General features: G+C 34.8%; 2 pseudogenes. Both read left to right on the top strand.

Features of this window, described 5'->3' with window-relative positions:
- Positions 1 to 727: 727 nt before the first annotated feature.
- Positions 728 to 1,021, top strand: a pseudogene (locus tag ACFIL8_RS09655) (hypothetical protein); the annotation flags it as partial.
- Between the two features lie 113 nt (positions 1,022 to 1,134).
- Positions 1,135 to 1,410: pseudogene (locus ACFIL8_RS09650) on the top strand (hypothetical protein); the annotation flags it as partial.
- Positions 1,411 to 1,901: the final 491 nt, after the last annotated feature.

Here is a 1,901-nt window from a genome sequence, read left to right as displayed (position 1 = left end):
ATTTACACCTGTAAACAAGCCAAAGAAAACAACAATGGCACGAAAAATTCTCAAAAGAGAACTTTGGCGTAAAAATATCAATAACAATACAGATTGCCCCCGCTTTGCACTATTCATGAAGCACTCTTTAAAAGAACTTCATGGAACCTCTAACAAGTCCACTCAAAACAGCCACTGCCCTATGACGCTTTTAACAAAAGCACATGCCTCTGTAACCAAAGAAAAGTGACACCCAAAAACTGCTTTATTTTACAAATAACCACTTTATTTTAACTGCTGAAGATCTCTCCCCCACATTTCTATGGAAAAACCTCTAAACAAAACTGTTTAGCCCGTCAATGGTTAATACATCAATATCCCCATAAATATAAAGGATAAATTTGCTCAACCATATCCCCTTGCATTCATAGAGTGAACCTTCAAAAGACGCCTCATCTATAAGTTTTGAAGGTTTTGAGTATTTTGAGAAACCTTCAAAACCTATCTATAAAATGCGTGGTAAAATGTATCAAAACACTCATTCTGATATCTTAAAGCACATAGTGCATTTGTCTTTTTTCCATAAAATAAACAGCAAATTTCACTATTTTTCTGATCTGACCCCGTGTCATGGGCTTTGGATAAACCGCATTTAAAAAACTTTTTGAAAAAAATTTATCCGCTTTTAAATGACTTTACCTCACCTGATACTCGCTATTTATCCTAAATAGATTTAATTGACTTCATTATTAAAGCATTAAAAGATTTTGCTGATATCAAAGCAGGTACCTTAGGCGGCTTTATTGAAAAGGAAGATAACCTCTCTCATGAGGGCAATTGCTGGGACTATGATGAGGCTCTTGTGTTTAAAAATGGTCACGTTTATGAAAATGCAAGGGTTTATGGCAATGCTAGGGTTTATGAAAATGCCAATATTCATGGCATTGCTGTTATTCGTGAAAATGTCGGCGAGTCTACTAAAATAAAAACCTATACTGAACGTCTCTCTCCTTATGGTGAATTAGAGATTGTCTGGGTCTAATCAATAAAGCGGTGTAAATGAAAGTACAGGCGTGGCGGGGGCGCTCCTCTTTCAAATTTTCCTATTCCAAATTTTAGCAAACGTTTATCATATTAGATTGTGAGGGTATCTTTATGTGCAAAAAATACCAATTAACAAATGAAATCAAACAAATTAAAGATAGAATTACTAAGAAAATTACAAACCTTTATCGCATTAAAGCTTTAAAAGACTTTGATGATGTCAAAGTAGGTGATCTGGGAGGCTATATCGAAAAGGAAAGTAACTTATCCCATGATGGCAATTTCTGGGTGTATGATAATGCGTGGGTTTATGGCAATGCCAAGATTTCCTATCATGACAAGGTCTGGGGTAAAGCCTATGGCAATGCAAAATTAAACAGTCAAAGTAAGTGTCGTTCCAAAAAAATGTAAGGTTTATGAAAACGATAATGTTGTCAATATAACTGATAAAACAGAATAAAAATAGATATGGGGGGCGTGCCTTTTTATGGTGTATAAACGCATATAAAATGCATTGCTATAAACATATCATAAAAGAGAGAGTAAAATAAAAGAAAGCCGTGCCAAGTGATATGACGCGGCTTTCAAATAGCGTTTCTTATTGATTAAAATGAATCATCCACAATGGAGTAATGAGTGCATATATACAAAACGTATCATATTGCAAGTGCTCTATGAGAGATATGAAAACTTATCAAAAGGAATGTAAATGGTGCGTATGATCTTTAATCACTCATTTGAATGAGAGAGCCTATAACGCTTGTTATGGCTATCAAACAAATTACTCAACATGGCAAAATTGTATGGTATGTACGTATTGGTCATGGCAAACGCATTAGAATACGCGGTACCTATGGAACGCAAGAGTTTGTTGATAA

This window comes from Bartonella sp. AP57NXGY (assembly GCF_042195805.1).
Lineage (GTDB): Bacteria > Pseudomonadota > Alphaproteobacteria > Rhizobiales > Rhizobiaceae > Bartonella.
The sequence above is the reverse complement of the archived record's forward strand: the minus strand, read 5'-3'. Positions and strand labels throughout refer to the sequence as shown.